The organism is Kiritimatiellia bacterium, assembly GCA_018001225.1.
Taxonomy (GTDB): Bacteria; Verrucomicrobiota; Kiritimatiellia; order CAIQIC01; family JAGNIJ01; genus JAGNIJ01.
Window position 1 is genome coordinate 1 of sequence record JAGNIJ010000043.1, and the last position, 22,442, is coordinate 22,442.

Annotated in this window: 27 protein-coding genes; 22 read left to right on the forward strand and 5 right to left on the reverse strand. The window is 67.6% G+C overall.

Annotated features, from left to right (window positions below; genetic code table 11):
* Positions 1-136 precede the first annotated feature (136 nt).
* The 9 genes from KA248_13010 (at position 137) to KA248_13050 (ending at position 7,064) form a co-directional block, all read left to right on the forward strand.
* A complete protein-coding gene (locus KA248_13010) occupies positions 137-301 on the forward strand; it encodes a hypothetical protein (GenBank protein MBP7830824.1) in 165 nt (54 codons plus the stop codon).
* A 283-nt stretch (positions 302-584) separates the two neighbouring features.
* Positions 585-839: a hypothetical protein gene (locus KA248_13015; protein MBP7830825.1), complete on the forward strand. Its 255-nt coding sequence runs from the start codon at positions 585-587 to the stop codon at positions 837-839.
* Between the two features lie 41 nt (positions 840-880).
* A complete protein-coding gene (locus KA248_13020; GenBank protein ID MBP7830826.1) occupies positions 881-1,045 on the forward strand; it encodes a hypothetical protein in 165 nt (54 codons plus the stop codon).
* A 351-nt stretch (positions 1,046-1,396) separates the two neighbouring features.
* Entirely contained in the window at positions 1,397-2,497 is a 1,101-nt protein-coding gene (ugpC, locus tag KA248_13025) for a sn-glycerol-3-phosphate ABC transporter ATP-binding protein UgpC (GenBank protein MBP7830827.1), read from the forward strand.
* A 39-nt stretch (positions 2,498-2,536) separates the two neighbouring features.
* Positions 2,537-3,715 (forward strand): diguanylate cyclase, encoded by a 1,179-nt coding sequence (locus KA248_13030; protein MBP7830828.1) that lies wholly within the window; start codon positions 2,537-2,539, stop codon positions 3,713-3,715.
* On the forward strand, positions 3,712-4,470 hold the full coding sequence (locus KA248_13035; protein MBP7830829.1) for a pyridoxine 5'-phosphate synthase: 759 nt from the start codon (positions 3,712-3,714) through the stop codon (positions 4,468-4,470). The genes KA248_13030 and KA248_13035 overlap by 4 nt, the downstream gene beginning before the upstream one ends.
* Positions 4,471-4,541: 71 nt before the next feature.
* Positions 4,542-4,904 (forward strand): holo-ACP synthase, encoded by a 363-nt coding sequence (gene acpS, locus KA248_13040; protein MBP7830830.1) that lies wholly within the window; start codon positions 4,542-4,544, stop codon positions 4,902-4,904.
* A complete protein-coding gene (locus tag KA248_13045; protein MBP7830831.1) occupies positions 4,901-6,472 on the forward strand; it encodes an NAD(P)H-hydrate dehydratase in 1,572 nt (523 codons plus the stop codon). Before acpS ends, KA248_13045 begins: the two co-directional genes overlap by 4 nt.
* A 217-nt stretch (positions 6,473-6,689) precedes the next feature.
* Positions 6,690-7,064 (forward strand): aspartate 1-decarboxylase, encoded by a 375-nt coding sequence (locus tag KA248_13050; protein ID MBP7830832.1) that lies wholly within the window; start codon positions 6,690-6,692, stop codon positions 7,062-7,064.
* Here the strand turns inward: KA248_13050 and KA248_13055 are convergent.
* From KA248_13055 to KA248_13075, 5 genes are read right to left on the reverse strand one after another with little or no spacing between them, the layout of a single operon-like run.
* A complete protein-coding gene (locus KA248_13055) occupies positions 7,056-7,700 on the reverse strand; it encodes a hypothetical protein (protein MBP7830833.1) in 645 nt (214 codons plus the stop codon). The two genes, KA248_13050 and KA248_13055, sit on opposite strands and share 9 nt — an antisense overlap.
* Complete coding sequence (locus tag KA248_13060) at positions 7,697-8,506, reverse strand: AAA family ATPase (GenBank protein ID MBP7830834.1); 810 nt, start codon at positions 8,504-8,506, stop codon at positions 7,697-7,699. The genes KA248_13055 and KA248_13060 overlap by 4 nt, the downstream gene beginning before the upstream one ends.
* Positions 8,507-8,517: 11 nt before the next feature.
* Positions 8,518-9,354 carry a hypothetical protein gene (locus KA248_13065; protein ID MBP7830835.1) on the reverse strand — a complete coding sequence of 279 codons (837 nt, stop codon included), beginning with the start codon at positions 9,352-9,354 and terminating at the stop codon, positions 8,518-8,520.
* Positions 9,351-10,139 (reverse strand): ABC transporter permease, encoded by a 789-nt coding sequence (locus KA248_13070; GenBank protein ID MBP7830836.1) that lies wholly within the window; start codon positions 10,137-10,139, stop codon positions 9,351-9,353. The genes KA248_13065 and KA248_13070 overlap by 4 nt, the downstream gene beginning before the upstream one ends.
* A complete protein-coding gene (locus KA248_13075; protein MBP7830837.1) occupies positions 10,136-10,876 on the reverse strand; it encodes an ABC transporter ATP-binding protein in 741 nt (246 codons plus the stop codon). Before KA248_13075 ends, KA248_13070 begins: the two co-directional genes overlap by 4 nt.
* Before the next feature lie 298 nt (positions 10,877-11,174).
* On the opposite strand from KA248_13075, the gene KA248_13080 reads away from it, so the two are divergent.
* From KA248_13080 to KA248_13140, 13 genes are all read left to right on the forward strand, one after another.
* Positions 11,175-12,263, forward strand: coding sequence for a hypothetical protein (locus KA248_13080; protein MBP7830838.1), 1,089 nt, complete (start codon positions 11,175-11,177; stop codon positions 12,261-12,263).
* Positions 12,264-12,352: 89 nt separating this feature from the next.
* On the forward strand, positions 12,353-13,621 hold the full coding sequence (gene deoC / locus KA248_13085) for a deoxyribose-phosphate aldolase (protein ID MBP7830839.1): 1,269 nt from the start codon (positions 12,353-12,355) through the stop codon (positions 13,619-13,621).
* 19 nt (positions 13,622-13,640) lie between these two features.
* Positions 13,641-14,273 (forward strand): hypothetical protein, encoded by a 633-nt coding sequence (locus tag KA248_13090; GenBank protein ID MBP7830840.1) that lies wholly within the window; start codon positions 13,641-13,643, stop codon positions 14,271-14,273.
* 54 nt (positions 14,274-14,327) lie between these two features.
* Positions 14,328-14,627, forward strand: coding sequence for a BMC domain-containing protein (locus KA248_13095; GenBank protein ID MBP7830841.1), 300 nt, complete (start codon positions 14,328-14,330; stop codon positions 14,625-14,627).
* Positions 14,628-14,714: 87 nt separating this feature from the next.
* The gene (locus KA248_13100; protein MBP7830842.1) at positions 14,715-15,002 is read left to right on the forward strand and encodes a EutN/CcmL family microcompartment protein; all 288 of its coding nucleotides are present in this window, start codon (positions 14,715-14,717) and stop codon (positions 15,000-15,002) included.
* Positions 15,003-15,026: 24 nt separating this feature from the next.
* Positions 15,027-16,478, forward strand: a complete 1,452-nt coding sequence (locus KA248_13105; protein ID MBP7830843.1) for an aldehyde dehydrogenase EutE — start codon at positions 15,027-15,029, stop codon at positions 16,476-16,478.
* A 108-nt stretch (positions 16,479-16,586) separates the two neighbouring features.
* The gene (locus KA248_13110) at positions 16,587-17,198 is read left to right on the forward strand and encodes a BMC domain-containing protein (protein ID MBP7830844.1); all 612 of its coding nucleotides are present in this window, start codon (positions 16,587-16,589) and stop codon (positions 17,196-17,198) included.
* 1 nt (position 17,199) lies between these two features.
* Positions 17,200-17,490 carry an ethanolamine utilization protein EutN gene (locus KA248_13115; protein ID MBP7830845.1) on the forward strand — a complete coding sequence of 97 codons (291 nt, stop codon included), beginning with the start codon at positions 17,200-17,202 and terminating at the stop codon, positions 17,488-17,490.
* On the forward strand, positions 17,487-17,759 hold the full coding sequence (locus KA248_13120) for a EutN/CcmL family microcompartment protein (protein MBP7830846.1): 273 nt from the start codon (positions 17,487-17,489) through the stop codon (positions 17,757-17,759). The genes KA248_13115 and KA248_13120 overlap by 4 nt, the downstream gene beginning before the upstream one ends.
* Positions 17,760-17,786: 27 nt before the next feature.
* Complete coding sequence (locus tag KA248_13125; protein ID MBP7830847.1) at positions 17,787-18,965, forward strand: phosphopentomutase; 1,179 nt, start codon at positions 17,787-17,789, stop codon at positions 18,963-18,965.
* Positions 18,966-19,136: 171 nt separating this feature from the next.
* Positions 19,137-19,898, forward strand: a complete 762-nt coding sequence (locus tag KA248_13130) for a transporter (protein MBP7830848.1) — start codon at positions 19,137-19,139, stop codon at positions 19,896-19,898.
* 98 nt (positions 19,899-19,996) lie between these two features.
* On the forward strand, positions 19,997-21,304 hold the full coding sequence (locus KA248_13135) for a thymidine phosphorylase (GenBank protein ID MBP7830849.1): 1,308 nt from the start codon (positions 19,997-19,999) through the stop codon (positions 21,302-21,304).
* Between the two features lie 14 nt (positions 21,305-21,318).
* Positions 21,319-22,149: a purine-nucleoside phosphorylase gene (locus KA248_13140; protein MBP7830850.1), complete on the forward strand. Its 831-nt coding sequence runs from the start codon at positions 21,319-21,321 to the stop codon at positions 22,147-22,149.
* Positions 22,150-22,442 lie beyond the last annotated feature (293 nt).

Sequence of the window (22,442 nt, forward strand, 5' to 3'; positions counted from 1 at the left end):
CCGCCCCCCCTCGGTAATCGTGAATAGGTAGAGCCTACCCCCTCCCCCCGCCTGCCCCTAAAAGGCGGGAAGATTCCGCTTCTTCCCGCGACTGAAGAAGCGAAGGTCTGAAAGTCACGGGGCCTCGGAGACCATCATGAGAATGCGAAACATAGTGAGATGGACGCTGGCGCTGGCCGCGGTCATCCTCCTGGCGGCGGCGCTGGAATCACCGGCCCCGCCGGAGCCGGGGTGTCCTGACTGCCGGCGCAAGTCCATCGTCCTGTCGCCCAAGATTATGAAACTGATATTTGGGCTGTAGGATAGTTCGGGCCTGGCCTGGAAGGGACAGGCCCCTGCCGTCGTTTTCCACGCGCTCGGCCACGCCCCCCCCCGGCACCGGGGTGGGCTAGTTCATGGCCGGCTTCGTGCTGGTATCAGATGAGAATACCGGCAGGCGGCTCCCGCCGGTACACGCAGCGGTTTAGAACCTGATCGCTGGGATACCCCACCATTTGAATTGGAACGGGATCACCCGTATCTGCCGGATTTCAGGTCCGCCGCCTTCCGTGAGATCCCGGAGTTCCGCTCTCATCGGACCCGACATGTCGGGCATCGTGGGGGTTCCGATGGGGATCGGGGCGGACTGGAATTCCGTGCTTCCCGCCTCGGGTATGGCCGCCAGGGAAGCCAAAGCTGAACCCAACGTCAACAACGCGATGAACACAGTCTTCTTTGAGCGATGCATTTTATGTTCTCCTTTTTCAACTCATCTCGCCGCTCATCATGTTGAGTCGAACAGGGAAGAGCTATCTTCCCCGCTTGGAAACAGGGAAGATTCGGTGTGTTCCCGCGACTGAAGAAGTAAAGGCCTGGAAGACCATGGGCCTTGGAGGAAACCATGAGAACGCGAAACATGGCGAGATGGACGCTGGCGCTGGCCGCGGTCATTCTCCTGGCCGCGGCGCTGGAATCCCCGGCCCCGTCGGATCCGGGATGCCCCTCTTGCGGCCGCGTGGTGCCGACCGTGTCGCCCAAGATTTTCTGGCTCATGTTTGGGCGATAACGCGGGCATGGGACAGGCCCTGCCGCCGCCGGAGAATGCCGGACACGGCTTTCAGACCTGCCACAACCCGCCGTTGCCGATCCGTCCTGGAGGGTGGCCGTCGCTCAACATCCAGGCGTCCCGGACGAATCGAAGTTCTTCAGTCAGACAGGGACCGTAGGGGCGTCGCTGGCGACGCCCGCGGGCCCTGTAGCGAAACGAAGCGCGTCCTGCAGGGCGGGCGCCGGCAAGCGGCGCCCCTACGACACTACGGCGAATCCGCTAATACCTTTGACAGCCTCCAACGCGGGATGATAAGGGTTTGGCCTGTTTTCAAGCGGGAATCGGCGCGGGCACCCTGGATTGTAAACCATGGCTAAAGTCATCCTCGAGCACGTGTACAAGGTCTATCCCGGCGGCGTGGCGGCCGTCAGCGACGCCTGCCTCGAGATCGAGGACCAGGAATTTGTGGTGCTGGTCGGCCCGTCCGGCTGCGGGAAGTCCACCACCCTGCGCATGGTCGCGGGCCTGGAGGAGATCTCGCAGGGCGCGATCTACATCGACGGCCGCAAGGTCAACGACGTGCCGCCCAAGGACCGCGACATCGCGATGGTCTTCCAGAACTACGCGCTGTACCCGCACATGACGGTCTACAAGAACATGGCCTTCGGCCTGAAACTGCGGCGATTCCCCCGCGCCGAGATCGACCGGCGCGTGCGCGAGGCGGCGGAGATCCTCGGCATCCAGGACCTGCTGGAGCGCAAGCCCAAGGCCCTCTCCGGCGGCCAGCGGCAGCGCGTCGCGGTCGGCCGGGCGATCGTCCGCAAGCCCAAGGCGTTCCTGTTCGACGAACCCCTCTCCAACCTGGACGCCAAGATGCGCGTCCAGATGCGCACGGAGATCAGCAAGCTGCACACCCGGCTCGCCTCGACCATGATTTACGTGACCCACGACCAGGTCGAGGCGATGACCATGGGCGACCGGATCGTGGTGATGAAGGACGGGCTGATCCAGCAGGTCGCCACGCCCCTGGAACTCTACAACCGGCCGGCCAACCAGTTCGTCGCCGGCTTCATCGGCAGCCCGCCGATGAATTTCTTCTCGGGGACGATCGAGGCGCGGCCGGAGGGCCTGTTTTTCCAGGAGGGCGCGTTCGCGGTCCGCGTCGCGGACGAGCAGGCATCCGCCTTGGGCGGCTGGGCCGGGAAGCCGATCGTGTTCGGGCTCCGGCCGGAGGATATCGCGGAACTTCCCGGCCCGGCCGCACCCGCCGGGGACCGGATCACGGCCCGGGTCGAAGTGGTGGAGCCCATGGGCGCTGAACTGTACGTGTATCTCACCACGGGCCGCCATGCCTTCACCGCCCGGGTGGGCCCGCAATGCACGATCGCCGTGGGCGAGTCCGCGGCGCTGGTTTTGAACATGAAGAAGGCCCATTTCTTCCATCCGGAAACCGGGATGACGATCGCATAGGCTTTGCCGGGCGGGCGGCCGCAACCAGGCTTAACGGACATGCACATCCTTTTCAGCATAGCGCAGTTCCTTCTGGTCACGGGGATCGCCTTCGCGATCTTCGTGCTGCTGGCGAGCCACATCCGCTTCCAGCGGATCACAAGGGCCGCCGGCGACATCGATCCGGAAGAAACCACGGACGCCGACGCCCTGACCGCCGAAGTGGCCCACCGGCTCGGCACCGCGCACCGCGAGCCGGAGCCATTCGGCGTGGTTCTCTTCGAACCCGTCGCGTCCGCGGGCCATGAAATGCCGGCCGACTTGGAACCGCTGCTCCGCCAGGTCGAGACCACGGTCAAGAGCCATGTGCGGGCGAACGACGCGGTGTTCCGCCACGGGCCGAAGCAGATCGGGGTGCTGCTGTGGACTTCGCGCGAACGGATCGAGACGGTCGTCCGGCGGCTGCAGGATCAACTGCAACGGCCCGGGGGCCGGGCCGCACCGGCGTGGCCGCCCGGCACCGGCCTGGCGGCCGGCATGGGCTCGCACCCCGAAAACGGAAGCCGCACCAAGGATATCCTGCAGGCAGTCCACCAGGCGCTGGACGACGCCCGGAGCCGGGCGGATTCTCCACCGGTGCTGGCGTCGAGCGGTTCGCCCGCCACGCCCCCCGGCACCGCGCACGGCGAGGCGCCCCAGGGCTGGCTCGACGGATTGACCGGCGTGCTCCGCGAGGACCGGCTGACCACCGCCCTCCAGCGCTCCCTCTCTCGGCACCGCAAGGAGGACCGCCCCCTCTCCCTGCTCCTGCTGGACGTGGACCACTTGGACCGCTACAACGAGCACTATGGGCGGGAGGCGGGCGACGCGCTCCTCAAGGGCGTGGCCGGCGTGCTGCAGCACCGCGCCCGGGAGTCGGACCTGATCGGGCGCATGGAAGGCGACAGTTTCCTCCTCATCATGGACTGCGCGGTGGACCGGGCCATGCCCGCGGCCCAGCGGCTTCTCAACGAGGTCCGCAAGACCCCCTTCGCGGTGCCCGGCGGATCGCTCCGCGTCAACGCAAGCATCGGCGTGGCCGGCTACCCGGACCATGCCGCGCATCCCCGCGACCTGGCCCGGGCTGCCCGCTACGCGCTGCGGGCCGCCAAGCGCCGGGGCGGCGGCCGGTTCATTCTTTACGAGCCCGCCATGCAGACGATCGCCGACGAGAATCCGAAGGAGATCGACACGCTATGAGCGACGGCGCGCCCGTCCGCCCCCTTCGACTGGGCGTGAACCTGGACCACGTAGCCACGCTGCGGCGGGTCCGGGGCACGGAGTATCCCGACGTCCTCGAGGCCGCGCGGCTCTGCCTGGGCGCAGGGGCCCACGGCATCACCGTCCACCTGCGCGAGGACCGGCGCCATATCCAGGATGCCGACGTGTTCCGGCTGAAGGCCGAACTCGACGCCCCGCTGAACCTGGAGATGGCCAACGCGCCGGAGATCGTACGGATCGCACTCAAGGTCCGGCCCGACGAGGTCTGTCTCGTGCCCGAGCGCCGGCAGGAGTTGACGACCGAGGGCGGGCTGGACGCGGCGGGGCAGGAAGCCGCGCTGCGCCCGACGGTCTCGGCCCTCTCGGACGCCGGGATCGGGGTCAGCCTTTTCATCGCGGCCGACGCGCGGCAGATCGAGGCCGCGGCGCGCCTGGGCGCGCCCATGGTGGAACTGCACACCGGCGCGTACTGCGATGCCCCGCCCGGCGGCGGGGCGGACGAGGATCTGCGGCGGCTCATCGAAGGCGCCCGGGCCGCGCACGCGCGGGGCCTGCAGGTCAATGCGGGGCACGGCCTGAATACGGAAAACCTTCCCCCCGTCCTGCGCCTTCCGCACCTGGACACGCTGAACATCGGGCACAGCCTCGTGGCCCGCTCGGTGTTCGTCGGCCTGGACCGGGCCGTCCGGGAAATGCTGGACGCCATGGCCCTCTACGAGGGAGGCGAGCCGTGAAGCGGGACGCGGCGGGACGCGCCGGCCTCCCGGTCCTGGGCATCGGGGTGGACCTCGTGGAAAACGCGCGCATGCAGTCCGCGCTGCGGCGCTGGGGCAAGGCCTTTCGAAAAAAGGTTTTCCTGCCGGAGGAACAGTCGTACTGCGACGATAAGGCCGAGCCGGCGCGGCACTACGCGGGCCGCTTCGCGATCAAGGAGGCCGTCAGCAAAGCCTTCGGCACCGGGATCAGCGAGCACCTCGGCTGGCTGGACATCGAGGTCCGGCGCGACCCGGCCAGCGGCGCGCCGTCCGTGCGGCTCCGCGAAAAGGGCGGGCGCCTGGCCCGCCGCCGCGGGGTCGCCCGCGTCCTCGTGAGCCTTTCGCACACCCGGCACTACGCCGTCGCCCAGGCCCTGCTGGTCGGCCGCGCCGGGAAGGAGAATCGCCGATGAAAGCCGTCACGGCCGAACAGATGCGCGAGCTGGACCGCCGCACCATCGAGGAGGCGGAGACGCCGGGCGAGGTGCTGATGGAGCGGGCCGGCCAGGGCGTGGCGGATATCGTGCACCGCCTCGCCGAGGCGGGCGGGTTCCAGCGCCCGCTGGTGCACCTGATCGCCGGGCGCGGGAACAACGGCGGCGACGCCTTCGCCGCGGCGCGCTTCCTCAAGCAGGACGGGTACGCGGTCCAGGTCTGGATCGCGGGCGCGGCCAACGAGATCAAGGGCGACGCCCTGCGGCACTTGAGCCGGCTCAAGGACGCGAAGATCACGGCCCGCGAACTGTCGACCCGCGAGGACTGGGAAGAGGCCCTCGCCTACCCGGCCGCCGGGGACATCCTGGTGGACGGCGTGCTCGGCACCGGCAGCGCGGGGCCGGCCCGCGGCCCGGCGGCGGGCGCCATCGAGTACATCAACCGGCAGTCGCGCCAGGCCGCGGTGGTGGCCATCGACCTGCCTTCCGGCCTGAACGCCGACACGGGCGCGGCCGAGGGCGCCGCCGTCCGCGCTGACGTGACAGTCACGCTGGGCCTGCCCAAGCGCGGCCTGCTGGAGCCGGCGGCCCTCGAGTACGTGGGCGTGCTGGAAGTGGCGGATATCGGCATCCCGCCGGAATACGTCACGCAGGCGGCGCCGGCGGAGGACCGGGAGCTGATTCACGCCGCCGACCTGAAGCCGCTGCTGCCGCGTCGCCCCCGGACCGCGCACAAGGGAACCCAGGGCCACGTCCTGCTGATCGGCGGCGCGCGCGGGTATTCGGGGGCCATCGCCATGGCCGCCCGCGCCGCGCTGCGCTCGGGAATCGGGCTCGTTACGGTTTTGACGCCCGCGGGTATCGTGCCCGTCGTGGCTGGGGCCGTGCTGGAGGCCATGGTCCAGGGCGGGCCGGAAACCGATACGGGCTCGCTCGGCGCGGCCTTCTGGTCGGAATGGCGTGGCCGGGTCGACAAGTTCGACGCCGTGCTGGTCGGGCCGGGCCTCTCGACCCATCCGGACGGCCTGGTCATCGTGCGGCACCTGATCCGCGAGTGCCCGCCGCCGATGGTGATCGATGCCGACGCGCTGAACCTCCTCGAGGGCCAGCCCCACTTCATCGCCAAGTGCCGCCGCACCGCCGTGATCACGCCCCACCCCGGCGAACTGGCCCGGCTGATGGCCGTGGCCCCGGACAGCATTGCCCAGGATCGTTTCGCCGCCGCGCGCGACGCCGCCGAGAGCACCGGCGCCGTGGTGGTCCTGAAAGGCGCCGGCACGCTGGTCGCCCGGACGGGCCGCCCCACGCAGGTCAACCTGACGGGCAATCCCGGGATGGCCACCGGGGGAACGGGCGACGTCCTCGCCGGGTTCCTTGTGGGCCTGCTCGGCCAAGGCCTCGAACCCTACGACGCCGCTCGCCTGGCCGTCTACCTGCACGGCCGCGCGGGCGACACGGCCGCGCTCCACAAGACCCAGGCCGGCCTGACCGCGCTCGACGTGGCGGAAGAACTGCCGTACGCCTTTCGTGAGATCACCATCCGCTGATCCCAAATCCGCGCGAAGGGATCTTCGACTCCATACGATCCCGCGCAGGTTCTCCGTTGCCGTCACGGCTCGCGGGACGCTCGCCCTCCAGGAGAGGAATGTATCTGCATCGTTTAGATAGCGTTATGGAGGACGAGCGTCCACACGCGCGGATGTGGGCGCTGACTCCGGGGGTTGACGGGACGGCGATCGGCGGCATATTGAAACCGGACGCACCATGCAACGGATCATGCTCAAGTCGAAGATACACCGGGCCACGCTGACCGGGGCCGACCTGCACTACGAGGGCAGCATCGCCGTCGACCTCCGCCTGCTCGAGGCGGCCGACATCCTGCCCGGCGAGCAAGTCCACGTGCTCAACTTGAACAACGGGGCCCGGCTGGTGACCTATGCCATCGCGGCGCCCCGCGGCTCCGGCACCGTGCTGCTCAACGGCCCGGCCGCCCGGCTCGGGCTGGCCGGCGACCCGGTCACGCTCCTGGCGTACGGCCACGCGGAGGACGCGGAAGCCCGCCGCCGCAAACCGGCCCTGGTTTTCGTGGACGCGCGCAACCGGATCCGAAAGCCCCGGCACCCGCGCGGCTCAAGGTAAGCTCTGCCCGAGCTTCAGGTATTTCTTCTCGCCCTGAAACTCCAGCCGGACTCCCTTGGCGTCCACCTCCAGCAGCCGGGCGTCCAGGATCCGGTCGCCCACCTCCACGAAGGCGCCGTTCAGGAACGCCGAGCCCTTGGACCGGCCCCCGCTTCCGACCATCACGCCGGTCAGTTTCAGGACCGGCCAGCGGGCGGCTTTCGCGGGTTCCTTTTCGGGCGAGCGGGCTTTCGGCGGCGGCGGTTCGGGCTTCTTCTCCGGCGGTTTTACCGGTGCCTGCGGCGGAGGCTCGACGACCGGCGGGGCCGGCTCGCTAACGGCGGGCGGGGGCGGAACGGGTTCCGGGGGCGGCGCCGGCGGCTCGGGCGCGGCCGGCGGCGGGGCCGGCTCGTTTTCCACGCACGGCTCGGGCGCCGCCGGCGGCGGGGATTCGAGCGCCGGGGTTGATGATCGCGTCCATCGGAAGAACGACGGATTCAAATACCAGAGCGCCGCGCCCGTTGCCAGGAACAGCGCCAGCAGCAACAGGATCCACAGGCCCGGATGCCCCGAGGGTTTCCGGGGCGGCGCCGGAGTCGGTACCGGCCCGCCGGCCTCCGACGCCTTTCGATGCAACGCCTCCTGGATCAGGCTCACGACGGCTCCCTCAACTCCTCCAGCGCCCTCTTCACTTCCCGGCCGCCCACCTGCCGGGTCCCGGCGATATAGCCGGCCAGCATAGCCCGGTCGCACACCGTGTTGGTGATGCGCGGGATCCCGCCGGCGTACTTGTGGATGCGCCGCACGGCATCGGCCGCGAACCCCGCGCCGTCCGCCGCCCCGGCGACGGCCAGCCGGTGCTGAATATACAACCCCGTCTCCTCCTCGGAAAGCGGAAGCAGGTTGCACGAGATCATGATGCGCTGCCGCAACTGGCGGAACTCGGGCCGCGCGAGACGGGCCTGGAGCTCCGGCTGCCCGGCGAGCACGATCTGCATCAGCTTGTGCTGGTCCGTTTCCAGGTTGGACAGCAGGCGGATCTGCTCCATCACTTCCGGCAGCAGGTCCTGCGCCTCGTCGATGAACAGCGCCACGTTGAAGCCCTGCCGGGTCTGCTCCAGCAGGAACGCGTTCAACTGCTCGATGTAGGCCAGGCGGTCGCGTCCCTTCGGCGCCAGGCCGAAATCATGGAGGATGGCCCGGAGCAACTGGGTCTCGGTCAGCGACGGGTTCAGCACCAGGGCGGTGCGGACCTCCTTCGGCAGCGCGGCCAGCACCGCGCGGCACACGGTCGTCTTGCCCGACCCCACCTCGCCGGTCAGGGCGATGAATCCCTTGCGGTGCTCGATGCCGTAGATCAGGTGATCGTAGGCCTCTCGATGCCGCGCGGAAAAATAGAGGAAGCGCGGATCGGGCGTAATGTTGAACGGCGGCTCTTTCAATCCGTAGAAATCAAGATACATGGCTCAACGTCTTATTCGTGGTCGTGATGTTCGTGGTCTTCCCGGTCGCACACGTGCTCCGCCGGGAACAAGCGATCCAGGGTATCGCGCGATAAGGCCGCCTCCGTCGAGCCGGATCGAAGCAGGGCCAGGTGATTTCGGATGCCCTGGTTCCCCGGCATGAGCCGGAGAGCCGCCTCGAAATCCCGGACGGCGGGCTCCGGGTCGCCTCGCAGTTCGGACAGGATCGCGCGGAAGCTCAACAGGCGCGCTCGCTCCAGCCGCGCCTCCTCGTCCGCCGGAAGCGGGTCAGGCCAGACGCGGAGAGCAGCGTCGGTCAGCCGCGCCGCCTCGTCGTCCCGCCGCTGACGGAAGGCTAGCCGGCCGCGCTCGCCCAGCAGGCGGAAGTCGCGGGGATGCCGCCGCTGGGCCTCTCGCAGCACCTGCCCGGCCGTATCGAACCGGCCGAGGCGCGCGAGCCAGTAGGCCATCGTGAGGAAGGCCTCCACGTTGTCCGGGTCCGCCGCCGTGGCCATGCGCAGCCACGGGATGATCTCGCTGACGCTGTAGCCCTCGGTATGAATGTGCCCCGACGGCCGGATCGCGGCTCCCCACCGCTGGAACAGCCGGCCGCCGAAGGCCTCGTCCCGCCCGCGGGCCACGCCCCGGTGAAAGTAGTCGTCCGCCCCGACGTACAGGCTCTGCCCGAAGGCGACCCGGCTGACGCCCAGCACGCGGTCGAGCGCGGAGTCCGCTCCGCCGGCGCCCGCGGCCCGCCGGGGCGCCAGCCGGCAGGCGAGGCTGAAGGCCGTCACCCAGAGCAGAGCCAGGAGCAGCACGGCCCGGCCAACGCTGCCCTGCGCTGTCATTCCGCCGCTCCCCGGCGGAACCGTTTCGTCCGGTAGGACAACCAAGCCAGCAGGAGAAACACGGCGGCCCAGACGAGCCCGTAGAGCAGGATGCCGAGGGCGTCCGGCCAGGGCGCCGGGCCCCAGTCGTGGATCAGCCGCTGCCGGAGATCGAACAGGTCGAGGTGCGGCAGCGCGTAGTAGAGCGCCGAGAGGACCGCGCCGGACGGGCCCGGCTCGTGGGCCAGCAGTTCCGGCACAGCGGGCGCGACTAGGAAGGCGGCCCCGCAGAGCACGTAGGCCATCGACGCGGCGGCCCCGTAGGTCATCCGCGTGGACAGCGCCAGCGCTAGGGCGCTGATCCAAGCCAGCGCCGCCGCATGCAGGAGGAAAGCCTGGCCGAGGCACCCCGCGTTCACGGCGCCGCCCCGCACGGCCGTCAGCGCCACGATCACCGCGTAGAAGGCGAAGGTCGCGAACACCGAGGCCGTCCAACTGCCCATCCATTTCCCCAGCAACAGCCCGGCGCGCGTGACGGGCTTGGCCAAGAGCGGGAAAATGGTTCCCTTGGACTCCTCCCGCGGGAGTTGCCGGCCGGTCAACCCGACCACCAGCACCAGCGAGAACAGCCACGCCATCAGCAGCCCCACGTCCAGGATATACCGGACCACCGCCCCGAGGCCGAACAGGTTCAGCGACATCAGGACAAACAGCAGGGTCAGCAGCAGGATCGCCATGACGTAGAGGTCCTTGCGGCGCAGCAGGTCGAGCCAGACCACCCGCGCGATGACCAGGACGCGGCTCATGCCGACCCCGCCCCCTGCACCACGCGCAGGAAATACGCCTCCAGCCGCTCGCCCGGGCCGACCAGCTCGTGCACCTGCCCCTCTGCCACCAGGCGGCCCTTCGACAGGATGGCGACGCGGTCGCAGACGAGTTCCACCTCGGATAGCTCGTGCGACGAGAAGAAGACGGTCTTGCCCTGCTCGCGCAACCGCGCGATCAGCCCGCGCATCTCCATCCGCCCGATCGGATCCAGGCCGCCCGTCGGCTCGTCCAAGATCACGAGGTCCGGATCGTTGACCAGCGCCTGGGCCAGGCCGATGCGCTGCATCATGCCGCGGGAGTAGGTGCCGATCCGCCGGCCGGCCGCGGCGGCGTCCAGCCCCACGTCTTCCAGCCGCGCGGCGATGCGCTCGCGCAACTCCCGGCCGCGGAGCCCGAACAGGCCGCCGGCCATCCCGAGCAGTTCCCGGCCGGTCAGGAACGGGTACAGTTGCGGATGCTCCGGCAGGTAGCCGATCCGCCGACGCGCGATGGAATGCCGGACATCCTCCCCGAACAGCGCCGCGGAGCCCGCGGTCGGTTCGATGAACCCGAGCAGGACGTGGAGGGCGGTCGTCTTGCCGGCGCCGTTCGGGCCAAGGAACCCGACCACGCTCCCCTGCTCCACGGAAAGGGTCAGGCCCCGCAAGGCTTCCACGCCGCCGGCCTTCGCCGGGAACGTTACCACCAGATCCCGTATTTGGATCGCATACTCCAAGGCTTCATCCCTTCCGGCGGGTCAGTATCCCCGAAATACCGGGCCCGGACAAGCGCGGGAAGATATCCAGCGCGGCTTCGCTTGCAGGCAAATGCGACAAAACAGCCTGACCATGCCCTGGGTTATCCCGCTGGATATCACTAATTCTCTACGGAGCATCATGGATCAGGATCAGAGGAGATATCGTATCAGCATATATAACAAGTAATTACGAGTTTTTTTTACAGGGAGAGCGAATTAAGTATTAGCGCAGTTATACGATATGATGTACTGTTTCTACGTTATTGCATGACCATCCATGCCGCGCGAAATGGATCGAACTAGGATGGGGGGCATGAAGAGTATACCGTCTTTGCTCATCAGGAAGCTTGCGCTTTCCGCCACCACCCTTTTGATTCTTGTCCTGCTGGCGCTGCCCGTGGCCCGGCCCCTTTTCGCTTCCGTGATGCGGGCCCACGCCCGCGCGAACACGGCAAAGGACGACGAAGTGTCCCTGTGCACCGTGGTCGATGCCCCCTACCTTTTCGCGCTGAACCCGTTGCACCAGGGCATCAACTCGCTCGGGTTGAGGGACGATGAATGCAGCGCCTCTAAACCGGAGGGCGTGTTCCGGATTCTGATTCTTGGAGATTCGGTTGCTTTCGGGAACGGCGTACAAAAAGACGAGACATTTCCGAACCAGCTGGAGCAGCGGCTGCAGTCGACACGCACCCCCTGCGAGGTCCTGAATGCCGGGGTTTGCGGATACACGGCCTACAACGAACTGCAGTATTACCTGCACCGAGGCCGCGATTTTCATCCGGATCTCGTTATCGTCGCCTTCTGCCTCAATGACGTGGCCGATCCGAGGCTTCACTGGGACTACACGTCCCGGGCGATCACCAATATCCCGGCGGCCGCCATCCCCAACCTCCAGTACGATCGAGACCACATCCTGCCGATCCTGCATTCGCGATGGCACAGGCCGGCCCACGACCCGGACCTCCGGGCCAAGGTGCCCACCTTCATCACGGGCGAAGATTCCATCGACATCCGCGTGCTGGAAGACGACTCCACGCCCGAATGGCGCTGGCTGATTTCGATGTATTCCCGGCTGCGGCAGGCCGCGGCCGGGGACGGGGCCCGCTTCGCCATTGTGCTCTTTCCGCTGGCCTACCAACTGGATGATGCGTATCCCTATCTTCCCCAGCAACGCCTCGCCGCGTACTTCAACGCCTGCGGCACCCCTTGCTTGGACCTCCTCCCGGAGCTGCGCGCGGCCCGGTCCGAGCATCCCTTCATGCTGTCACTGTCCGGCTATTACGACGTCTGGCACCTGTCGCCACAAGGTCACCGGGCCGCGGCCGAGGCGATCGCCCGTTTCTTGGAAACGGAACATCTTCTGTAATCCTGGACGCGCGCCCGGATCGGCCATCGACCGCGGAAAAACCGCGCTTGTCATCGACGGGGCGAAGTGGCATAAGTCACGTTTCGTCTATGAGCAAGCAACTGCGCATTGCCGTGGGCGCCGATCACGGCGGCTACGAGATGAAGGAGTCCCTCGCCGCCTGGCTCAAGGGCCAGGGGCACGGTATCCAGGACTGCGGCACCCACAGCAAGGACGCGGTGGACTACCCCCGCATCGCGGCCGCCGTCGCGCGGCTGGTCTCCTCCGGCCAGTGCGACATCGGCATCATGATCGACGGCGCGGGCATCGGCTCCGCCATGACGGCCAACAAGATCCCCGGCGTGCGCGCGGCGGCCTGCTATAACGAGGCCCTCGCCCGCAACTGCCGCGAGCACAACGGCGCGAACGTCTTGACCCTCGGCGCGGGCCAGAATAGTCTGGACCAGGTCAAGGCGATCGCGGACATTTTCATCAACACGGAGTGCACGGCCGAACGCCACCTGAAGCGGGTCCAGATGATCGCGGACCTGGAGAAAAACTGGGCCGGCGGCCCGGCCCGGAACGAAAAGGAGAAGGCCTTGGACATTTCCCCCGAAGACATTGCTAAGATCACCGCCCGCGTGAAGGATATCCTCGCCGGCGCACCGGCCGCGGCCGGGGGCCCCTCGGCCCAGCCCGCGAAGCTGGCGCCGAAAGACCTCGCGAAGATGATCGACCACACGGTCCTCAAGCCGGACGCCTCCTCGGCGGATGTCCAGAAGCTCTGCAACGAAGCCCTCAAGCACGGGTTTTTCTCCGTCTGCGTGAACTCCGGCTACGTCAAGCAGGCCGCCGCCCTCCTGCGCGGCTCGCCGGTCAAGGTCTGCTCCGTCGTCGGGTTCCCGCTGGGCGCCCAGCCGCCGGAGATCAAGGCCCTCGAGGCCCGCCGCGCGATCCGCGAGGGCGCGAAGGAAATCGACATGGTCATCAACATCGGCGCCCTGAAGAGCGGCGACGACGCGCTGGTGCTGAAGGATATCCGGGCCGTGGTCGAGGCCTGCAAGGAATCGCGCGTGCTCTGCAAGGTGATCCTGGAGACCGTCCTGCTGACCAACGACGAGAAGGTCCGCGCCTGCGAGATGAGCATGAAGGCGCGCGCGGATTTCGTGAAGACGTCCACCGGCTTCAGCACCGGCGGCGCAACGGCCGACGACATCGCCCTGATGGCGAAGACCGTCGCCCCGAAGAAGCTCGGGGTCAAGGCCTCCGGGGGCGTCCGGACCTACGCCGACGCGATGAAGATGATCCGCGCCGGCGCGACGCGCATCGGCTCGAGCAACAGCATCAAGATGTTGGAGGAAGCAGCCGCCGCCCAGTAGGCGGGAAAGGAAGACAGCCATGGCCGAACTAAGAACCTACGTATTCCTGGACAGCCTGCAGCCGCAGTTCGCGTCGTTCCAGGCGACGGTCTCGCAGGGATTCCTCCCCCGCCCGGGGCAGGCCGCCCTGTTCGTCGAGATCTCGCCGGGCATGGAGATCAACCGCGTCACCGACGTGGCCCTCAAGGCGACGAACGTCACGCCCGGCATGCAGATCGTCGAGCGCCTGTACGGCATGCTCGAGATCCACTCCGACGAGCAGGCCGACGTCCGCGCCGCGGGCCGGGCGATCCTCGAGTCGCTGGGGCTGAAGGAGGAGGACCGGATCAAGCCCGAGGTCACCACGAGCCAGGTGATCCGGCGGATCTCGGACTACCACACCCAGCTCATCAACCGCATGCGGCACGGCAACATGATCGAGCCGGGCCAGACGCTGTACGTCATGGAGTGCGCGCCCGCCGGCTACGCGGCCCTCGCGGCCAACGAGGCCGAGAAGGCCGCCCGCATCAACGTCCTCGAGGTCCGCGCGTTCGGCAGCTTCGGCCGCGTCTACCTCGGCGGCGAGGAGCGGGACATCGACGTCGGCTACCGGGCCGCCGAGCAGGCGATCGCGGACATCACCGGGCGGCCCGCAAAAGGCGGCGGGGGCTGACCCTCCCGCGCGAAACGCTGTTAAGCAAACCGTACGAAAAAAGGAGAAGAGAACATGGCAGATGCATTGGGCATGATTGAAACCCGTTCGTTCCCGGCGGTGGTCGAGGCGGCCGACGCCATGGTCAAGGCGGCGAAGGTCGAGCTGGTCAGCTACGAGCGGACCGGCGGCGGCTACGTCAGCGTGATCGTCCGCGGCGATGTCGCGGCGGTCAAGGCGTCCTGCGACGCCGGCCAGATCGCGGCGAGCCGGGTCGGCGAGGTCGTGGCCGTCCACGTCATCGCGCGCCCGCACGTCAACGTGGACGCGGTGCTCCCGCTGGGCCGCGCGGCCGAAGCCAAGGCCAAGAAGTAACCGCCCCCGCGGCGCACGAGGCCTTTCCGCCCCCGCGGCGCGCGGGGGCGGGAGGGTCGGATTTCGTTTTCGCGACGGGAGATACGCATGAACCTGGGCAGAGTCATCGGCACGGTCGTGGCCACGCGCAAGGAGAGCAGCATGGACGGCATCAAGTTCATGCTCGTCCGGCACGTGGACCCCGAGGGCAAGGATACCGGCAGCTTCGTGGTCGCGGCGGACGCCGTGGGCGTCGGCCCGGACGAACTCGTCCTGGTGGCCACGGGCAGCTCCGCGCGGCAGACCGTCGCCACGGACAAGCGGCCCTGCGACGCCGTGATCATGGCGATCGTGGACAGCTGGGACGTGGACGGGACCGAGAAGTACAAGAAGTGACGGGACGCGCAAGGAGAATGAGTCATGGCAGCGCTCTCCGCTCAAGACATTGAGATGATCGCCAGGCAGATCGCCCAGCAACTGGGCGGCGGGACGCCTCCCCCAGCCTCGTCCGCGGCCGCGCCGGCTGCGAAGGCGGAGGCACAGCCCGAGCTGGGTGTGTACGCCGGCATCGACGAGGCGGTCAAGGCCGCCCAGCAGGCGTTCCCGAAGTACGCGGCCCTCTCGCTCGCGGCGCGGGGCAGGATCATCGCGGCGATCCGCAAGACGATGCTGGAGAACGCGACGGCCCTCGCGAAGTCGGCCCACGAGGAGACGGGCCTGGGCCGGTTCGAGGACAAGATCATCAAGAACCAGCTCGTGGCCGAGAAGACCCCCGGCGTCGAGGTCCTCACGCCGGAAGCCGTCACCGGCGATCACGGCCTGATGCTCACCGAGCCGGCGCCCTTCGGCGTCATCGGCTCGATCACGCCCTGCACGAACCCGACCTCGACGATCATCAACAACGCCATCGCCATGATCGCGGCCGGCAACACGGTCGTGTTCAACCCCCACCCCTCCGCGAAGAAGTGCTCGGCGGAGACCGTGGCGCTGCTGAACAAGGTGATCAAGGCGAACGGCGGCCCGTCGAACGTCGTGGTCTGCGTCGCCCAGCCGACGATCGAGAGCGCCGGGGCGATGATGAAGCACCCGGGCATCCGGCTGCTCGTGGTCACGGGGGGCGGCGGCGTGGTCAAGGCCGCGATGGCCAGCGGCAAGCGGGCGATCTGCGCCGGGCCGGGCAACCCGCCGGTCGTCGTGGACGAGACCGCGGACATCGAGAAGGCCGCCCGCGACATCGTCCGCGGCGCCTCCTTCGACAACAACATCATCTGCGTCGAGGAGAAGGAGGTCATCGTCGTCGCCTCCGTCGCCGACCGGCTGATCAAGGCCATGCAGCAGCACGACGCGGTGCTGATCGACAAGGCCCGCCTGCCGCAACTGGAGCAGACGATCTTCACCAAGATGGCCGGCCCGCGCGGCCACGCGGAGATCAACCGCGCGTTCATCGGCAAGAACGCGGAGCTGATCCTCTCCAAGATGGGCATCAGCGCGCCCAGCACCGTCCGGCTCGGCATCGTCGAGGTCGAGGAGACGCACCCGCTGCTCTGGACGGAGCAGATGATGCCGATCCTCCCCGTCACGCGCGTCCCGAACGCGGACTACGCGATCGACCTGGCGATCGAGATGGAGGGCCACAACCGGCATACCTTCATCATGCATTCCAAGAACCTGGACCACTTGAGCCGCATGGCCAAGGAGTGCAACGCCAGCATCTTCGTCAAGAACGGCTCGTCGCAGGCGGGCCTCGGCTACGGCGGCGAGGGCTGCACCTCGTTCACCATCGCCAGCCCGACGGGCGAGGGCCTGACGACGCCGCGCAGTTTCTCGCGCTGGCGCCGGTGCGTGCTGGTGGACCATTTCCGGATCGTATAAGTTGAATAACGACCCCATCGGGCTTGCCCCGATGGTGAAGCAGGTAGGACCTCCGCTCCTGCCGGACAAGCCGGCAGGGGGCGGGATGTGAAACAGTTTGGGTAACGGATGAAAAAGTATCCCGCCATCGCCATCGTGGAGTTCCGCGACATCGCGCCCGGGATCCACGCGACCGACGCCATGCTCAAGAAGGCGCCGATCTCGGTGATCAAGAGCGGGATGATCAGCCCGGGCCGCTTCCTGACGCTCATCGGCGGCACGACGGCCTCCGTGGACGAGTCGCTGGAGGAGGCGCTGTTCTGGGCGCGCGACCATATCGTGGACCACGTCATGCTGCCGGACGTGCACCCGCAGTTGCACGACGCCGTGCTCGGCCGCCGGTTCAAGGCGGAGGGCGGCTCCATGGCCATCATCGAGACGCCGACGGTATCCTGCAACGTCCGGGCCGCCGAGCTGGCGCTCAAGGGCACGCCGGTCAGCCTGACGGAAATCCGCCTGGCGGACAGTTGGCTCAACGGCAAGGGCGTGAGCCTGTACCGGGGCGAACTGCACGACATCGAGGCCGCGGTGGACCTGGCGGTTTCGTTCCTGCAGCAGACGGGCGTGCGGCCCGTCCACCGGATCATCCCCGCGCCGCACGAGGCGCTCGGGCTGCAGGCGGACGCCGGCCCCTATTTCCCGGAGACGGCGCCCACGGAACTGGAAGGGGAGAACTTCTGACATGCTGCTGGGCAAGGTCATGGGCCGCGTGGTGCTGTGCGAGGCGTACAAGGGCCTCGAGACCGTGCCCATGCTCTGGATCCAGCCGCTCGACAAGAAAGGCCAGCCGAAGGGAAAGCCCCTCGTCGCGGCGGACTCCACGCGCATGGCCGGTCCCGGCGAATTCGTCTATTACGAGGGCGGCCGCGAGGCGGCCATGACCCTGGACCCGTGGTTCGTGCCCGTGGACCACGCCGTCGTCGGCATCGTGGACAACCTGCACCTGGCGGACGACAAGGAGATGGCGCCGTGATCATCGGCCGCGTCATCGGCGAAATCCACGCGACCATCCAGCACCCGTTCTATGCCGGGAAAAAGCTGATGGTGGTCGAGAAGATCACGCCCGAGGGCAAGCCCCTTGAAGAGTACGTCGTCGCCGTGGACTCGGTCGGCGCCGGACCCGGCGAGCGGGTGCTGATCGTGGACGAGGGCAACAGCGCCCGGCAGATCGTCCAATCCACCACCGCCCCCCTGCGCTCCATCATCGTCGGCATCATTGACGAAGTCACGCTGGGGCAGTAGGTTGTCCTGCCCGCACGGGAGAAGCACATGAAAGTCATCCTCATTGTCCTCGATTCCATCGGCATCGGCGAAATGCCGGACGCGGCGAAGTACGGCGACGCCGGCGCGGCCACCCTCCCCCACCTCGCGAAGGCGGCCGGAGGCCTGAAGGCGCCGGTCCTGCAATCGCTCGGTCTCGGGAACATCCAGGCGCTGCTGCCGAAGGGCAAGCCGATCGACGGCGTGCCGCCCGCGGAGAAGCCGCTGGCATCGTGGGGCGCGATGCAGGAGGTGTCCGACGGCAAGGACACGGTCACAGGCCACTGGGAGATCGCGGGGTTGGTCACGATCCCGGGCTTCAGCGTATTCCCGCCGGACTTTCCCTCCTTCCCGCCCGAACTCGTCGAGGCGTTCGAGAAACGCACCGGCCGGAAGATCATCGGCAACAAGGCGGCCAGCGGCACGGCGATCATTGACGAACTGGGCCCGGAGCACATGAAGACCGGCGCGTGGATCGCCTACACCAGCGCGGACTCGGTCTTCCAGATCGCCGCGCACGAGGAGATCGTCAAGATCCCGGAGCTCTACAAGGCCTGCGAGATCGCCCGCGAGCTGTGCGACCACTACAAGGTCGGCCGGGTCATCGCCCGCCCGTTCGTCGGCAAGCCCGGCGCGTTCAAGCGCACGGAGAACCGGCGCGATTTCGCCTTCAAGCCCGAGGAGCCGACCGTGATGGAGCGGCTCGTAGCGGCCGGCGTGCCGGTCTATGCCGTCGGCAAGATCGAAGACATCTTCGCCCACCGAGGCATCTCGGAGTCGAACCATACGGGCAACAACCAGACCTCGCAGCAGGCCGTGTCCGCGTGGACGAAGGAGAAGAAGAAGGGCCTCATCTTCGCCAACTTCATCGACTTCGACATGACCTACGGCCACCGGCGCGACGCCAAGGGTTATGCGAAATCCATCGAGCAAACCGACCAGTGGCTCGCCTCTTACCTGCCGCTGCTCGGGAAGGACGATGTCCTGATCATCACCGCGGACCACGGCAACGACCCGACCTACAAGGGCACCGACCACACCCGCGAGTTCGTGCCGCTGTTGGTCTACCAACCCGGCGATCCCGCGCGCAATCTGGGGATCCGGCAGGGCTTCTTCGACATCGCGCAATCCATCGCCGCGTACTTCGGACTGCCCGCCCTGCCCCGGGGGAAGAGCTTCCTGCCCTGATCAGCGGGCGCATCCATTGGCCACCCGGGCGGACTATCACAGTTTATAAACTGTGATGGTCGGATTCGCCCTTCGCCCCCTCCTCGGTCGCTATTATCTGTTGCCCGAACACGGGATGCCGATCATAATGCCCGCAACCCCGGGATGTTACCGGGAAGAAAGGGGCCTATCATGACTGGCAGAATAGGATTGGCGGTGGCGGCTGTTCTGTGTGTCTTCGCCGTCGCGGCGAGCGCCGAGTGGGAGCGGACCATCTTCGCGTGGGATACGCGCCTGCCGGCCCAGGGCAAGTTCCAGACGTCCCTGTGGGGCGACTATTACGCATCCGAAGTGGGCGACGCGGACGCCACCACGATGGACGCGGCGCTGTACCTGGCGTACGGCATCGCGGACCACTGGTCGGCATGCGTCGCGCCCGGCTTCGTGAGTTGGGACGTGGACGGCGGCGATTCCGAAAGCGGGATTTCCGACACAGCCCTCATGACGACGTACCGCTTCATGGAGGAAAAAGACTCCGGCGCGGACGTGGCCATCCTCGGCCGCGTGAACCTGCCGACGGGCGACGACGACAAGGGGCTCGGCAGCGGGAACGTGGAGCCCGGGTTCCTCGTCCTGGCCTCCAAGACGCTCGGGCCGATCGTGGCCGTTGCCAACGCCGGGGCCACGGCGATCCTCGACGCGGACGACGGCGAGGAGGATTTCATCCTCCGCGGCGCCGTCGAATGCCTCTACCCGCTCAACGAGCAACTGAATCTCAACGCGCTGCTGGCCGCCCAGACCGCCCGCGCGGACGGCGAGGACGACGACGTGGAACTCGGCTTCGGCACGCGCTACACGCCGGTGGAGCAGTTCTTCGTGCTGGGCGCCGGCTACGTCTGCCTCACCGACGCGTACGACTGGGGCGCGACACTGGCCGCGGGTTACGAGTTCTAGTCCGTTGGAGTGGCTGAAAGAGCCGCGGGCCCTCGCCCGCGGCTCTTCCTTTCGTCATGCCTTGACTTTGCCCCCCCGGATCAACAGGATGCCCCATTATGTTACCCCAATGGATCATTGAGAAGAAACGCGATGGCCAGGCGCTTTCCGAGGAGGAAATCCGCTGGTTCATCGAGGGCTACACGGTCGGCCGCATCCCGGATTACCAGATGGCCGCCATGGCGATGGCCACCTACTGCCGGGGCATGACCGCCGCCGAGACCGCGGTGATCACCGACGCCATGATGCGCTCGGGCGATCTCGTGGACACCTCGTCCATCAAGCTCCCCAAGGTGGACAAGCATTCCACCGGCGGGATCGGGGACAAGGTCTCGCTGATCCTAGCGCCGCTCGCCGCCTGCTGCGGCATCGCCGTGCCCATGATCAGCGGGCGCGGCCTCGGCATCACGGGCGGCACGCTGGACAAGATGGAGTCCATCCCCGGCTACCGCACGGACCTGGGCGAGAAGGAGTTCGTCCGGGTGATCCAGAAATGCGGCTGCTCGATCATTGGTCAGACCGGGCGCCTGGCCCCGGCGGACAAGAAACTTTACGCCCTGCGCGACGTGACCGGTACCGTGCCGTCCATCCCCCTGATCACCGCGAGCATCATGTCCAAGAAGCTCGCCGAGGGCATCGACGCGCTGGTCCTGGACGTGAAGTGGGGCAAGGGCGCGTTCATGCGCACGATCGAGGACGCCCGCGCCCTGGCGCGGAGCATGGTCAACGTCGGCAAGCACATGGGGAAGGGCATGGCGGCGCTGATCACGGACATGAACCGCCCGCTCGGCCGCACCGCCGGCAACGCGCTGGAGGTCATCGAGTCCGTCCAGACCCTCAAGAACGAGGGTCCGGCGGACCTGGTCGAGGTCACCCTCGCCCTCTCGGCGCGGATGCTCCTGCTCGCAAAGAAGGCAAAGAACGAAAAAGAGGCGCGGACACAACTGAAGAAGCACCTGGCCTCCGGGAAGGCCTACGAGGTGTTCCAGGAGATGGTCCGCCTGCAGGGCGGCGATCCGGCCTCGCTCGAAAAACTGCACAAGATTCACTCCGCCAGCCTGCAGGAGCCGATGCCCGCACCCTCGTCCGGCACGATCGCGGCGGTGGACGCCGAACGCGTCGGCAGGGCCTGCGTCGTCCTCGGCGCGGGCCGGACGAAAACCGATGACAAGGTGGACTTCGCCGTGGGCGTCTCCGGCCTGATGCAGGTCGGCGAGAAGGTGACCAAGGGCCAGCCTCTCGTGGTCATCCACGCCAACGACGAGAACCGGTTGGAAGAGGCGCGCAAACTGTTGGACGGCGCGTTCACGATCCGCAAGGGCTCGGTCAAAGAGCCGCCACTCGTGTACGAAACCATCCTGAAATGACAAGAGGCGATACCATGGACCAGAAGATACTGGATAAAGCCCTGGCATTCGTGAAGTCGCAATGGCCCGCGGCCAAGCCAAAGATCGGCCTGATCTGCGGCTCGGGGTGGAGCGACGTCGTCGCGGCGTTCAAGGAGAAGGGCTCGCTGTCATACGGCGACATCCCGGGCATGGGCTCGCCGGGCGTCGTCGGCCACGCGGGCAAGCTAGCGTGGACCGAGTTGGCCGGGGTTGAAACTTTTGTGTTCCAAGGCCGACGGCACTGGTACGAGGGCGAGGGCTGGACGCCCGTCGCGCTGCCGGTCTACCTGCTCAAGCAGATGGGCGCCCGGGCCGTGGTCCTGACCAACGCCGCGGGCGGCGTCCGGGCCGACCTGACGCCCGGAACCCTGATGATCATTGAGGACCACATCAACCTGATGAACGCCAATCCCCTGCTCGGCCCGCATAATCCCGCCTGGGGCCCGCGGTTCCCGGACCAGTCCACGGTGTACAACAAGGAACTTCGCGAGGCGCTGGAGCGCGCGGGGAAAGCCGTGGGCCAGAAATTGGCCAAGGGCGTGTACCTCGCCGGCTCGGGCCCGCTGTACGAGACCCCGGCGGAGATCCGGGCCTGGCGCGCGCTGGGCGCCGACGCGGTCGGCATGTCCACCGTGCCCGAGGCCCAGCTCGCTAACGCGGCCGGGCTTAAGGTGCTCGGCCTGTCCTGCATCACCAACCTTGCGGCCGGCGTCAGCAAGAACCCGCTGACCCACGAGGAGGTCACCGCGACGACCAAGGCCGCCATGGCGGGCATGAAGACGCTGATCGTGCAGTTGTGGAAGGAATTGAGTTTGTCGTTGTAGCGGCGGCTCTGTGAACCGCCGGGGCGCTTCATAGAAGCGCCTCTACAAGGCTGTGGTGGAGGCTCTGTGAGCCGCCTATACAGGGCTGTAGCGGCGGCTCTGCGAGCCGCCCGGAAAGCCGAAAAGCAGGATAAGGGAAACACACATGAGCGACATCAACAAGGACGTCCAGTACCACATCAACATGAAGCCCGGCGACATCGGGCGCTATGTCCTGCTGCCTGGCGACCCGGGCCGCGTGCCGAAGATCGCCTCGTTCTTCGACGACGCGAAGGAAGTCACCTTCAACCGAG

Excerpts from the sequence above, each read along its gene's own strand:
- KA248_13010 (MBP7830824.1), top strand. The coding sequence starts at position 137 with ATGAGAATGCGAAACATAGTGAGATGGACGCTGGCGCTGGCCGCGGTC.
- KA248_13015 (MBP7830825.1), top strand. The coding sequence starts at position 585 with ATGTCGGGCATCGTGGGGGTTCCGATGGGGATCGGGGCGGACTGGAAT.
- KA248_13020 (MBP7830826.1), top strand. The coding sequence starts at position 881 with ATGAGAACGCGAAACATGGCGAGATGGACGCTGGCGCTGGCCGCGGTC.
- ugpC (MBP7830827.1), top strand. The coding sequence starts at position 1,397 with ATGGCTAAAGTCATCCTCGAGCACGTGTACAAGGTCTATCCCGGCGGC.
- KA248_13030 (MBP7830828.1), top strand. The coding sequence starts at position 2,537 with ATGCACATCCTTTTCAGCATAGCGCAGTTCCTTCTGGTCACGGGGATC.
- KA248_13035 (MBP7830829.1), top strand. The coding sequence starts at position 3,712 with ATGAGCGACGGCGCGCCCGTCCGCCCCCTTCGACTGGGCGTGAACCTG.
- acpS (MBP7830830.1), top strand. The coding sequence starts at position 4,542 with ATGCAGTCCGCGCTGCGGCGCTGGGGCAAGGCCTTTCGAAAAAAGGTT.
- KA248_13045 (MBP7830831.1), top strand. The coding sequence starts at position 4,901 with ATGAAAGCCGTCACGGCCGAACAGATGCGCGAGCTGGACCGCCGCACC.
- KA248_13050 (MBP7830832.1), top strand. The coding sequence starts at position 6,690 with ATGCAACGGATCATGCTCAAGTCGAAGATACACCGGGCCACGCTGACC.
- KA248_13060 (MBP7830834.1), bottom strand. The coding sequence starts at position 8,506 with ATGTATCTTGATTTCTACGGATTGAAAGAGCCGCCGTTCAACATTACG.
- KA248_13065 (MBP7830835.1), bottom strand. The coding sequence starts at position 9,354 with ATGACAGCGCAGGGCAGCGTTGGCCGGGCCGTGCTGCTCCTGGCTCTG.
- KA248_13070 (MBP7830836.1), bottom strand. The coding sequence starts at position 10,139 with ATGAGCCGCGTCCTGGTCATCGCGCGGGTGGTCTGGCTCGACCTGCTG.
- KA248_13080 (MBP7830838.1), top strand. The coding sequence starts at position 11,175 with ATGCCGCGCGAAATGGATCGAACTAGGATGGGGGGCATGAAGAGTATA.
- deoC (MBP7830839.1), top strand. The coding sequence starts at position 12,353 with ATGAGCAAGCAACTGCGCATTGCCGTGGGCGCCGATCACGGCGGCTAC.
- KA248_13090 (MBP7830840.1), top strand. The coding sequence starts at position 13,641 with ATGGCCGAACTAAGAACCTACGTATTCCTGGACAGCCTGCAGCCGCAG.
- KA248_13095 (MBP7830841.1), top strand. The coding sequence starts at position 14,328 with ATGGCAGATGCATTGGGCATGATTGAAACCCGTTCGTTCCCGGCGGTG.
- KA248_13100 (MBP7830842.1), top strand. The coding sequence starts at position 14,715 with ATGAACCTGGGCAGAGTCATCGGCACGGTCGTGGCCACGCGCAAGGAG.
- KA248_13105 (MBP7830843.1), top strand. The coding sequence starts at position 15,027 with ATGGCAGCGCTCTCCGCTCAAGACATTGAGATGATCGCCAGGCAGATC.
- KA248_13110 (MBP7830844.1), top strand. The coding sequence starts at position 16,587 with ATGAAAAAGTATCCCGCCATCGCCATCGTGGAGTTCCGCGACATCGCG.
- KA248_13115 (MBP7830845.1), top strand. The coding sequence starts at position 17,200 with ATGCTGCTGGGCAAGGTCATGGGCCGCGTGGTGCTGTGCGAGGCGTAC.
- KA248_13125 (MBP7830847.1), top strand. The coding sequence starts at position 17,787 with ATGAAAGTCATCCTCATTGTCCTCGATTCCATCGGCATCGGCGAAATG.
- KA248_13130 (MBP7830848.1), top strand. The coding sequence starts at position 19,137 with ATGACTGGCAGAATAGGATTGGCGGTGGCGGCTGTTCTGTGTGTCTTC.
- KA248_13135 (MBP7830849.1), top strand. The coding sequence starts at position 19,997 with ATGTTACCCCAATGGATCATTGAGAAGAAACGCGATGGCCAGGCGCTT.
- KA248_13140 (MBP7830850.1), top strand. The coding sequence starts at position 21,319 with ATGGACCAGAAGATACTGGATAAAGCCCTGGCATTCGTGAAGTCGCAA.